This window comes from Pseudomonas sp. JL2, assembly GCF_031570495.1.
GTDB lineage: Bacteria > Pseudomonadota > Gammaproteobacteria > Pseudomonadales > Pseudomonadaceae > Aquipseudomonas > Aquipseudomonas rhizophila.
On sequence record NZ_JAKUDH010000012.1, the window covers coordinates 162,330 to 173,423 of the forward strand.

At 57.5% G+C, this 11,094-nt stretch carries 9 protein-coding genes; 4 read left to right on the forward strand and 5 right to left on the reverse strand.

The window, feature by feature from the left end; all coding sequences use genetic code 11:
- Positions 1-293: 293 nt before the first annotated feature.
- The 5 genes from mnmE to rpmH form a co-directional block, all read right to left on the reverse strand.
- Positions 294-1,664 carry a tRNA uridine-5-carboxymethylaminomethyl(34) synthesis GTPase MnmE gene (gene mnmE / locus MKS85_RS17010; protein WP_107323176.1) on the reverse strand — a complete coding sequence of 457 codons (1,371 nt, stop codon included), beginning with the start codon at positions 1,662-1,664 and terminating at the stop codon, positions 294-296.
- A gap of 79 nt (positions 1,665-1,743) precedes the next feature.
- Positions 1,744-3,426, reverse strand: coding sequence for a membrane protein insertase YidC (gene yidC / locus MKS85_RS17015; protein ID WP_047230103.1), 1,683 nt, complete (start codon positions 3,424-3,426; stop codon positions 1,744-1,746).
- Between the two features lie 2 nt (positions 3,427-3,428).
- On the reverse strand, positions 3,429-3,674 hold the full coding sequence (yidD, locus tag MKS85_RS17020) for a membrane protein insertion efficiency factor YidD (RefSeq protein ID WP_010465488.1): 246 nt from the start codon (positions 3,672-3,674) through the stop codon (positions 3,429-3,431).
- Positions 3,667-4,071 (reverse strand): ribonuclease P protein component, encoded by a 405-nt coding sequence (gene rnpA / locus MKS85_RS17025; RefSeq protein WP_047230119.1) that lies wholly within the window; start codon positions 4,069-4,071, stop codon positions 3,667-3,669. Before rnpA ends, yidD begins: the two co-directional genes overlap by 8 nt.
- 16 nt (positions 4,072-4,087) lie before the next feature.
- A complete protein-coding gene (rpmH, locus tag MKS85_RS17030; protein WP_003213577.1) occupies positions 4,088-4,222 on the reverse strand; it encodes a 50S ribosomal protein L34 in 135 nt (44 codons plus the stop codon).
- Between the two features lie 569 nt (positions 4,223-4,791).
- Between rpmH and dnaA the strand changes: the two genes are divergently transcribed.
- From dnaA to gyrB, 4 genes are read left to right on the forward strand one after another with little or no spacing between them, the layout of a single operon-like run.
- Positions 4,792-6,312, forward strand: coding sequence for a chromosomal replication initiator protein DnaA (gene dnaA, locus MKS85_RS17035; RefSeq protein WP_047230104.1), 1,521 nt, complete (start codon positions 4,792-4,794; stop codon positions 6,310-6,312).
- A 39-nt stretch (positions 6,313-6,351) separates the two neighbouring features.
- Positions 6,352-7,455 (forward strand): DNA polymerase III subunit beta, encoded by a 1,104-nt coding sequence (gene dnaN / locus MKS85_RS17040; protein ID WP_007903001.1) that lies wholly within the window; start codon positions 6,352-6,354, stop codon positions 7,453-7,455.
- Between the two features lie 8 nt (positions 7,456-7,463).
- Positions 7,464-8,567, forward strand: coding sequence for a DNA replication/repair protein RecF (gene recF / locus MKS85_RS17045; RefSeq protein WP_047230105.1), 1,104 nt, complete (start codon positions 7,464-7,466; stop codon positions 8,565-8,567).
- 5 nt (positions 8,568-8,572) lie between these two features.
- The gene (gene gyrB / locus MKS85_RS17050) at positions 8,573-10,990 is read left to right on the forward strand and encodes a DNA topoisomerase (ATP-hydrolyzing) subunit B (RefSeq protein ID WP_047230120.1); all 2,418 of its coding nucleotides are present in this window, start codon (positions 8,573-8,575) and stop codon (positions 10,988-10,990) included.
- Positions 10,991-11,094: the final 104 nt, after the last annotated feature.

Genomic DNA, 11,094 nt, shown 5'->3' on the forward strand with positions numbered 1-11,094 from the left:
AGATTCAAAACCCTGTGGTCAGGTGCGGCTGAGGGGCTTGGATAACCGGTGTAAGCCTGTGGATGAATGGGGTGGTTATCCACAGAGGGGGTTATCTTCAGTTTTGAAGGGGGTTTATCAACCGAGCTCAGGGCCAGTTATTCACAGGGCTTAATCCACAGGAAAACTGGCTTTTGATCCAGACACCGCCCACAGGCAAGCCGCCATGCAGGGCAATCGTTCCAGAAAAGGGAAAAAACCGGCTGCATGGACTCGTTGTAGGGTCGATAGCAGCCGGGTTCTTAAGGAATGGGTTATTTACCGATGCAGAAGCTGGAGAAGATTCGACCAAGCAGGTCATCAGAGCTGAAGGCCCCGGTAATTTCCCCGAGAGCTTGCTGGGCCTGACGTAAATCTTCGGCCAGTAGCTCACCGGCTCCGGCAAGGGTCAGTTGCGCGCGACCGTGCTCAAGCGCCGCGCTGGCATGGCGCAGCGCCTCAAGGTGCCGACGACGGGCGCTGAAGCTGCTTTCCGAAGTCTGCTCGTAACCCATGCAGGCCTTTAAATGTTCGCGCAGCAACTCCAGTCCCATATCCGCGGATTTCGCACTGAGGCTAATGGTGACGTGGCCATCAGCGCTGACCTCCAGGGTCACGGGTTCCCCGGTCAGGTCGGCCTTGTTTCGAATCAGCGTGACTTTCGAAGGGTCAGGCCGGGTTTCCAGAAACTCTGGCCACAAAGCGAAAGGATCATCCGCTTCCGGGGCCGTGGCATCGACCACCAACAACACGCGGTCAGCCTCGCCGATGGCTTTGAGCGCACGCTCCACGCCGATTTTTTCCACATGGTCGTCGGTATCCCGCAGGCCGGCCGTGTCGACCACATGCAGGGGCATACCATCGATGTGGATATGTTCGCGCAGAATATCCCGGGTGGTGCCGGCGATCTCGGTAACAATCGCGGCCTCACGGCCTGCCAAGGCGTTGAGGAGGCTGGATTTGCCGGCATTTGGCCTTCCGGCGATCACCACCGTCATCCCATCGCGCAACAAAGCACCCTGCCCGGCTTCGCGCAGTACTGTGGATAACTCATCGCGGACCTTGTCGAGCATGCTGAGCACGTGACCATCGGCGAGAAAGTCGATCTCTTCCTCGGGAAAGTCGATCGCGGCCTCGACGTAGATCCGCAGGCCGATCAGTTGCTCGGTGAGGTTATGCACACGCTGGGAAAAAGCGCCCTGCAGGGATCGCAAGGCATTGCGCGCGGCCTGTGCGGAACTGGCTTCGATCAGATCAGCAATGGCTTCGGCCTGGGCCAGGTCGAGCTTGTCATTGAGGAATGCGCGTTCGCTGAACTCGCCTGGTCGCGCAAGACGACACCCCAGTTCGAGGCAACGCTTGAGCAACATGTCCAGGACGATCGGACCACCATGGCCTTGCAGTTCCAGCACATCTTCGCCGGTGAACGAGTTGGGACCAGGAAAATACAAAGCCAGGCCTTCATCGAGCACCTGCTGGTCATCACTGAAAAAAGGGCCGTAGTGAGCAAACCGCGGTTTGAGTTCTCGACCGCTGATGGCCTTTGCCGCGACGCTGGCCAACGGTCCCGAAATACGGACGATGCCGACTCCGCCGCGACCTTGGGCAGTGGCAACGGCGGCGATGGTTTCACGAGGTGCGCTCATAAACCGGTATCCAGACAAAAGTGGCAGATAGCAAAACGCCCCACTAGGGGGCGTTTTGTGTGGTTATCCACAGAGCAAGTTACGCCTCGGCTTTTTTCGTAGCCGCTTCGATCTTACGCGTGATGTACCACTGCTGGGTAATCGACAACACGTTGTTCACAACCCAGTACAGCACCAGGCCCGCAGGGAACCACAGGAAGAAGAAGGTGAAGATGATCGGCATCATCTTCATGACCTTCGCCTGCATAGGGTCCGGAGGCGTTGGGTTCAGCTGCTGCTGAATGAACATGGTCGCGCCCATGATGATCGGCAGGATGAAGAACGGATCCTTGATCGACAGGTCGGTAATCCACAGCATGAACGGTGCCTGGCGCATCTCGACGCTTTCCAGCAGCACCCAGTACAGCGCCAGGAACACAGGCATTTGGACAAGAATCGGCAAGCAACCACCCAACGGGTTGATCTTCTCTTTCTTGTACAGCTCCATCATGGCCTGGGACATTTTCTGCCGGTCATCGCCATGTTGTTCTTTCAGGGCGGCCAGTTTCGGTGCCACTGCGCGCATGCGAGCCATGGATTTGTAGCTGGCTGCCGACAATGGGAAGAAGATCCCCTTGATCAGCATGGTCAGGAAGATGATCGACCAGCCCCAGTTACCGACGATGCTGTGGATATGTTGCAGCAGCCAGAAGATTGGCTGGGCAATGAACCACAGGAACCCGTAGTCCACGGTCAGTTCCAGACCTGGGGACAACTCTTTCAACACCGCTTGGCTTTTTGGACCGGCATACAGAATCGCGCTGGTCTCGACTTTTGCACCTGGTGCAGCGGTCAATGCCGGGCCGGTATAACCGACGATGTAGTTGCCTTTGCTGTCTTTACGCGTCTGGACGACGTTGTTCTCGCCTTTCTGCGGGATCCAGGCGGTTACAAAATAGTGCTGCAACCAGGCAACCCAGCCACCTTGTACGGTTTCCTTGAGCTGCGCCTTGTCCATGTCTTTCATGGACACTTTCTTGTACGGCTCCGAACTTGTCCACAGGGCAGCGCCCAGGTAAGTCGCGGTACCGGTGGCGGTGCTGGAGGAAGGATCATCGCTGGCGTCACGCTTGAGCTGCGCGAACATCGCACCAGACCAGGGCTGTGCGCTCTGGTTGTCGATCAGATAGGAAACAGTCACGTCATACAGGCCACGTTTCAAAGTGAAACGCTTGATGTAATTGACGCCGTCCTTGCTGAACTTCAGGTCCACGACCAACTGGTCCTGACCGTCAGCCAGTTGATAAGTCTTCTTCTCGGAGGAGTAAACCGGCCGGCCGGCCGGGTTTGCATCCGGGCCGTTGGTGCCGATCAGACCACTTTGGGCCAGATAGGTCCGCTCATTGCCGTTATCGAACAACTGGAATGGAATTTCCGGATGGTCCTGGCGGCGCGGATACAACGGCAGCTTCAACTGAGCGACGTCACCACCTTGTGGATCGATTGCCAGCTCAAGCACGTCAGTCTTGATCTGGATCAGATCCTTGCTTGCAGCCACAGGGGCTTCGGCAGGAGCAGTGGTATCGTTTGCCGCGCGGGGGATGTCGTCATTGCTGGCGGTGCTATTGCCAGTCGTGGTGTCCGGCAAGCTCGGTGCGGTATTGCTGGCTGCAACATTCTGAGTCGGCAGGGCAGCCTGGCCATAGTCCTGGTTCCATTTAAGAACCATTACGTAGGACACGATTGCCAGGGCGACGATCAGGATCGTGCGTTTGATATCCATGATTACTCGGCCATCGAAGAAGAACGGGAGGTAGGGATAGGCGGAACCGGGTCATAACCGCCGGGATTCCACGGATGACAGCGACCTAAACGACGAAAGGTCAGCCAGCCACCGCGCAGAAGGCCATGATTTTCTATGGCTTCATACGCGTAGCAAGAACAACTGGGGTAGAAACGACAGTGACTGGCCATCAGGGGACTAATGGCGTAGCGATAAAACTGGATCGGAACGAGTGCCAGTTTACGCATCGGGACTGTCTACCCCTACAGTTTCGGTGTTGACTGCTGGCGGTGCTGGCTTGTTACGAGCCAAGCGCTTCCAGAGTTTGCCGAAATGCTGAATCAATTCGGGGTTTTCTACGTCACCCAAACCTTTGCGCGCGACGATAACAATGTCCCAACCGACCAGAGAATCCTGGTTCAGGCGAAACGATTCGCGCATCAGACGTTTGAGGCGATTGCGCTGAACGGAGAGCTTGACGCTCTTTTTCCCGATAACCAGCCCTAGTCGGGGGTGATCAAGATCGTTGCTGCGCGCAAGGAGCAGGAGATTTTTCCCCGGAACCTTGCCGGTAGGGGAGTCAAAGACTGCCTTGAAATGCCGGGGTGTAAGCAGACGCTTTTCCCGACTGAAGTCCTGACTCACCTCCAGTGCCGGATTATCAAACTGCCAGACGCGCACGACCTTTGGCGCGACGACGCGACAGGACGGCACGACCGTTCTTGGTAGCCATGCGAGCACGGAAACCGTGGGTACGAGCGCGTTTGATAGTGCTTGGTTGGAAAGTACGTTTCATGTCGTGTTACCTGGGTTCGTCCACAACGGGCCGGAATGGCCCCCGTTTTAAGAGACCGGGGATTCTAGAGAAAGCAAGCCTCTAGGTCAATTTCCAACCAGCGTTTACTTCAAATAGATATCGCGCCTGGATAGCGGCTTCATCGCAGGACTCCAGATATAGAAATAAAAAGAAGGGAATTATTTAAAGCTTTTCTGTAAAGCTTATAAAAGCAAGGCTGGCACCTATCTGTGGATAACCATCCCTAGGCCTTGTAGTCCGCCATGTACAGAGAATGACAACTACAGGGGAAAGCGGTGTTCAGCCTGTGCTGCGCTGTCGGATAAGCTGTGTGTGGAATGGCTACTTATCCACAGGGAGGTTATCCACCGACTTCAACCCCCACTTGTGCAACGACCTCACGGGCGGTTATCCACAGAGCTTATCCACCGACCGCCTGTCGTCTTGCTCGTTGTTAAGGCATTGATAAATCATGGTGGATGAGCAACCTGCATGTGGATAAGTGGGCGTCCGCTCGCTACAATGGCCGCTTGTTTTTGCCTCACCGGCTTTCAACTTAGGGGATATCCGTGTCAGTGGAACTTTGGCAGCAGTGCGTGGAGCTTTTGCGCGATGAGCTGCCTGCCCAACAATTCAACACTTGGATCCGTCCGCTACAGGTCGAAGCCGAAGGCGACGAGTTGCGCGTCTATGCACCGAACCGTTTCGTTCTTGACTGGGTCAACGAAAAGTACCTGGGACGGGTCATGGAACTGCTCGATGAGCATGGCAATGGCATGGCGCCTGCGCTGTCCTTATTAATAGGCAGCAAACGCAGCTCTGCGCCGCGCGCCGCCCCCAACGCCCCGTTGGCCGCTGCGGCCTCCCAGGCCCAGGCTGTCGCGGCGCCGGTTAACCATGCCGCACCGGCCCCCACGCCGGCACCGAGCAAGCGTAATGCACAAAAAGTGGCCGAGGTCAGCGAAGAGCCCTCGCGGGACAGCTTCGACCCAATGGCCGGCGCCAGCTCCCAACAAGCTCCGGTACGCGCCGAACAGCGCACCGTCCAGGTCGAAGGCGCGCTCAAGCACACCAGTTACCTGAACCGCACCTTTACCTTCGAGAACTTCGTTGAGGGCAAGTCCAACCAACTGGCGCGAGCGGCAGCCTGGCAGGTCGCGGACAACCCCAAGCATGGCTACAACCCGCTCTTCCTTTATGGTGGCGTAGGCTTGGGTAAAACCCACTTGATGCACGCGGTGGGTAACCACCTATTAAAGAAGAACCCGAATGCCAAGGTCGTGTACCTGCATTCCGAGCGTTTCGTGGCCGACATGGTCAAGGCGCTGCAGCTGAACGCGATCAATGAGTTCAAGCGCTTCTACCGTTCGGTGGACGCCTTGCTGATCGACGATATTCAGTTCTTCGCCCGCAAGGAGCGTTCCCAGGAAGAGTTTTTCCACACCTTCAACGCATTGCTTGAAGGCGGGCAGCAGGTCATTCTTACCAGTGACCGCTACCCGAAAGAAATCGAAGGTCTGGAAGAACGTCTCAAGTCGCGTTTTGGCTGGGGCCTGACGGTTGCCGTCGAGCCGCCGGAGCTGGAAACCCGGGTGGCGATCCTGATGAAGAAGGCTGATCAGGCCAAGGTCGAACTGCCTCACGATGCCGCATTCTTCATTGCCCAGCGTATCCGCTCGAACGTCCGTGAGCTCGAAGGCGCCCTTAAGCGGGTCATCGCTCATTCCCACTTCATGGGCCGCGACATCACCATCGAGTTGATTCGCGAGTCCTTGAAGGATTTGTTAGCGCTCCAGGACAAGCTGGTTTCTGTGGATAACATTCAGCGCACTGTCGCTGAATACTACAAAATCAAGATATCCGACCTGCTGTCCAAACGCCGATCGCGTTCGGTGGCTCGCCCGCGTCAGGTGGCGATGGCCTTGTCCAAGGAGCTGACCAACCACAGTCTGCCGGAAATTGGCGATGTGTTTGGCGGACGCGACCACACCACGGTGTTGCACGCCTGTCGTAAGATCAACGAACTTAAGGAATCCGACGCGGACATCCGCGAGGACTACAAGAACCTGCTGCGAACACTGACCACTTGATGACCACCAGCGCAGCTTATTAAGGCAAGGGACTAGACCATGCATTTCACCATTCAACGCGAAGCCCTGTTGAAACCCCTGCAACTGGTCGCAGGCGTCGTCGAACGCCGCCAGACCTTGCCGGTACTTTCCAACGTGCTGCTGGTTGTCGAAGGCCAGCAATTGTCGCTGACCGGTACCGACCTGGAAGTCGAGCTGGTCGGTCGTGTACAGCTTGAGGAACCGGCCGATCCAGGTTCCATCACCGTGCCGGCGCGCAAGCTGATGGACATCTGCAAAAGCCTGCCCAACGATGCGCTGATCGACATCAAGGTCGATGAGCAGAAGCTCGTGGTCAAGGCCGGTCGCAGCCGTTTCACCTTGTCGACGCTGCCGGCCAACGACTTCCCGACGGTGGAAGAAGGCCCAGGCTCGCTGACCTGCAGCCTCGAGCAAAGCAAATTGCGCCGTTTGATCGAACGCACCAGCTTCGCCATGGCGCAGCAGGACGTGCGTTACTACCTCAACGGCATGCTCCTGGAAGTGTCCGCCGGTATCATCCGCGCCGTCGCCACCGACGGTCACCGTCTGGCCATGTGCTCGATGCAGGCCGATATCGGTCAGCCAGACCGCCACCAAGTCATCGTTCCGCGCAAAGGTATCCTGGAGCTCGCGCGCCTGCTGACCGAGCCGGACGGCAATGTCAGTATCGTGTTGGGCCAGCACCATATCCGCGCCACCACGGGTGAGTTCACCTTCACCTCGAAGCTGGTCGATGGCAAGTTCCCTGACTACGAGCGCGTGCTGCCCAAAGGCGGCGACAAACTGGTCTTGGGTGACCGCCAGGCGCTGCGCGAGGCGTTCAGCCGTACCGCGATCCTGTCCAATGAGAAGTACCGCGGCATTCGTCTGCAATTGGCCAACGGTCAGCTGAAAATCCAGGCGAACAACCCGGAGCAGGAAGAGGCGGAAGAAGAAGTGGGCGTTGAATACAACGGCGGCTCTCTGGAAATCGGCTTCAACGTCAGCTACCTGCTCGACGTACTGGGCGTGATGACCACTGAGCAAGTGCGTCTGATCCTGTCGGACTCCAACAGCAGTGCGCTGGTGCAGGAATCCGATAACGACGACTCGGCCTACGTTGTCATGCCGATGCGTCTGTAATCAGCTAGATGTCCTTAAGTCGCGTCTCGGTCACCGCGGTGCGCAATCTGCACCCGGTGACCTTCTCCCCTTCCCCCCGCATCAATATCCTTTACGGCGCTAACGGCAGCGGCAAAACCAGCGTTCTGGAAGCTGTTCACCTGCTGGGGCTTGCTCGTTCGTTTCGTAGCACCCGTCTGTTACCGGTTATCCAATACGATCAGTTGGCCTGCACCGTGTTCGGACAGGTGGAGTTGGCGCAAGGCGGTCACAGTGCCTTGGGGATATCACGGGACCGGCAAGGCGAATTCCAGATCCGCATCGATGGGCAGAATGCCCGCAGCGCCGCGCAACTGGCGGAGATCCTGCCGTTGCAGTTGATCAACCCGGACAGTTTCCGTTTGCTGGAAGGCGCGCCGAAGATTCGTCGACAGTTTCTCGACTGGGGCGTGTTCCACGTGGAACCGCGGTTCATGGCCACTTGGCAGCGCTTGCAGAAGGCGCTGCGCCAGCGAAATTCCTGGCTGCGGCATGGTACACTTGACGCCGTTTCGCAAGCGGTTTGGGACAGGGAACTGTGCCAGGCCAGCGCTGAAATAGATGAATACCGCCGCGCTTACATCAAAGCCTTGAAACCGGTCTTCGAGCAGACCTTGAGCGAACTGGTTGAGCTTGAGGGCCTGACGCTCAGCTATTACCGAGGCTGGGACAAGGACCGGGAACTGAGCACCGTACTGGCTGGCTCGCTGCAGCGGGACCAGCAGATGGGCCATACCCAGGCTGGACCGCAACGCGCTGACTTGCGCCTTAGATTGGGCGCACATAATGCCGCGGACATCTTGTCCCGGGGGCAGCAGAAGTTGGTGGTGTGTGCCTTGCGTATTGCCCAGGGCCATTTGGTCAGCCAGGCTCGACGCGGTCAGTGTATTTATCTGGTGGATGACTTGCCGTCCGAATTGGACGAAGCCCACCGCCGCGCACTTTGCCGCTTGCTGGAAGACTTACGCTGCCAGGTTTTTATCACCTGTGTAGATCACGAATTATTGAGGGAAGGCTGGCAGACGGAAACGCCAGTCGCTCTGTTCCACGTGGAACAGGGCCGTATCACCCAGACCCACGACCATCGGGAGTGAAGGCATTGAGCGAAGAAAATACGTACGACTCAACGAGCATTAAAGTGCTGAAAGGCCTGGATGCCGTACGCAAACGTCCCGGTATGTACATTGGTGACACCGACGATGGCAGCGGTCTGCACCACATGGTGTTCGAGGTGGTCGACAACTCCATCGACGAAGCCCTCGCCGGTCATTGCGATGACATCAGCATCATCATCCACCCGGATGAGTCCATCACTGTTCGTGACAACGGTCGTGGCATCCCGGTAGACGTACACAAGGAAGAAGGCGTTTCCGCAGCCGAGGTCATCATGACCGTGCTGCACGCCGGCGGTAAGTTCGATGACAACTCCTACAAGGTTTCCGGCGGTCTGCACGGCGTAGGTGTATCGGTCGTGAACGCACTGTCCGAAGAGCTTGTTCTTACCGTTCGCCGCAGTGGCAAGATCTGGGAACAAACCTACGTCCACGGTGTGCCTCAGGCGCCAATGGCGATCGTGGGTGACAGCGAAACCACCGGCACCCAGATTCACTTCAAGGCTTCCAGCGAAACCTTCAAGAACATCCACTTCAGCTGGGACATCCTGGCCAAGCGGATTCGTGAACTGTCCTTTCTCAACTCCGGTGTCGGTATCGTCCTCAAGGACGAGCGCAGCGGCAAGGAAGAGCTGTTCAAGTACGAAGGGGGCCTGCGTGCATTCGTTGAATACCTGAACACCAACAAGACTGCGGTCAACCAGGTGTTCCACTTCAACGTCCAGCGCGAAGATGGCATCGGCGTGGAAATCGCCCTGCAGTGGAACGACAGCTTCAACGAGAACCTGTTGTGCTTCACCAACAACATTCCACAGCGCGATGGCGGTACTCACCTGGTGGGTTTCCGTTCGGCGCTGACCCGTAACCTGAACAACTACATCGAACAGGAAGGTCTGGCGAAGAAGCATAAAGTCGCCACCACCGGTGACGATGCCCGTGAAGGCCTGACGGCGATCATTTCGGTGAAAGTGCCGGATCCGAAGTTCAGTTCCCAGACCAAGGACAAGCTGGTTTCTTCCGAAGTGAAGACTGCGGTCGAACAGGAAATGGGCAAATACTTCTCCGACTTCCTGCTGGAAAACCCCAACGAAGCCAAGCTGGTGGTCGGCAAGATGATCGACGCCGCCCGTGCCCGTGAAGCAGCGCGCAAGGCTCGTGAGATGACCCGCCGCAAAGGCGCGCTGGACATCGCCGGTTTGCCGGGCAAGCTGGCCGACTGCCAGGAAAAAGACCCTGCCTTGTCCGAACTGTACCTCGTGGAAGGTGACTCTGCTGGCGGTTCCGCCAAGCAAGGCCGCAACCGCCGCACCCAGGCCATCCTGCCGCTCAAGGGCAAGATCCTGAACGTCGAGAAGGCGCGCTTCGACAAGATGATCTCCTCCCAGGAAGTCGGCACGCTCATCACTGCGCTGGGCTGTGGCATCGGCCGCGATGAGTACAACATCGACAAGCTGCGTTATCACAACATCATCATCATGACCGACGCCGACGTCGACGGTTCGCACATCCGCACCCTGTTGCTGACGTTCTTCTTCCGTCAGTTGCCGGAGCTGATCGAGCGCGGCTACATCTATATCGCCCAGCCTCCGCTGTACAAGGTCAAGAAAGGCAAGCAAGAGCAATACATCAAAGACGACGACGCCATGGAAGAGTACATGACGCAGTCGGCCCTGGAAGATGCGAGCCTGCACCTGAACGAAGAGGCCCCAGGCATTTCCGGCGAAGCCCTTGAGCGCCTGGTCAACGACTTCCGCCTGGTGATGAAGACTCTCAAGCGCCTGTCGCGCCTGTACCCACAGGAGCTGACCGAGCACTTCATCTACCTGCCGGCTGTCAGCATGGAACAGCTCTCCGATCACGCTGCAATGCAGGATTGGCTGGCCCAGTACGAAGTTCGTCTGCGCACCGTAGAGAAGTCTGGCCTGGTGTACAAAGCCAGCCTGCGTGAAGACCGTGAACGTAACGTCTGGCTGCCAGAGGTCGAACTGATCTCCCACGGCCTGTCGAACTACGTCACCTTCAACCGCGACTTCTTCGGCAGCAACGACTACAAGACTGTCGTCTCCCTGGGCGCGCAACTGAGCACCCTGCTGGACGAAGGCGCGTACATCCAGCGTGGTGAGCGCAAGAAAGCCGTTACCGAGTTCAAGGAAGCCCTTGAGTGGCTGATGGCCGAAAGCACCAAGCGCCACACCATCCAGCGCTATAAAGGTCTGGGTGAAATGAACCCGGACCAGCTGTGGGAAACCACCATGGACCCAGGCTCGCGCCGGATGCTGAAAGTCACCATCGAAGACGCCATTGGCGCGGACCAGATCTTCAACACCCTGATGGGTGATGCGGTCGAGCCTCGTCGTGACTTCATCGAGAGCAATGCGTTGGCGGTGTCTAACCTGGATTTCTGATCCACAGCCACCCTGCCCCAACGAAAAAGGCCAACGCATATGCGTTGGCCTTTTTTTTCGCCCGTGTCTCGTCCTGAATAAGGTTTACACCTTCTGACCTATCC